The organism is Campylobacter concisus (assembly GCF_002913545.1).
GTDB classification, from domain to species: Bacteria; Campylobacterota; Campylobacteria; order Campylobacterales; family Campylobacteraceae; genus Campylobacter_A; species Campylobacter_A concisus_AV.
Genome location: NZ_PPBR01000063.1, coordinates 1 through 554 on the forward strand (window position 1 = coordinate 1; position 554 = coordinate 554).

The 554-nt window shown below is 34.3% G+C and carries 1 protein-coding gene; it reads right to left on the reverse strand.

Annotated features, from left to right (window positions below; genetic code table 11):
• Window positions 1-346 precede the first annotated feature (346 nt).
• On the reverse strand, window positions 347-554 hold a 208-nt coding region (locus tag CYP05_RS09930), incomplete at its 5' end, for a hypothetical protein (RefSeq protein ID WP_181001162.1).

Genomic DNA, 554 nt, shown 5'->3' on the forward strand with positions numbered 1-554 from the left:
TATCAAGACGTTCACTGCCTTCATCAATGGCTTTAAAGTAAATTTTGTAAAAGTCAGAAAAACTAAGCTCAGTAACTTGGTTTTGAAATTTATCTTTTATCTCGGCTATCGTGCGAAGTCTTAGTAGTCCGCGGTCTTCGGCAAATAGTATAAAGACAAACCTATCACATAGTTTTTGAGTTAGGCTTAAAAGCCTATTTTTATCAATGCTAGTATTGTTTTTGCAAATATTTTTAAAAAGAGTGAGTCTAAATGCGCTAAAGTCTTTATAAAATTTATTTGAAATTTCGCGCTCGTGAGTGGTAAATTTCTCTTTTAGCTTTAGCGGTAGATCCGTGCTAAAGCTCTAAAAGCTAAGCAGTAAATGAAGTTTCTTAAACTCCTCAAAGCTTGCTGTAAAAAGGTCAAATTTTTCAAATGTTGTTTTATTGCCGATGTAAAAGCGCAGTTCGTTAAAATTTGAAACAACGACATATTTGGCATTTTCATGTGAGATAAAATAGCGAAAAGCTTGATCTACCGGGCTAAGCTCGCGGTTGGATGGAGTTTTATCA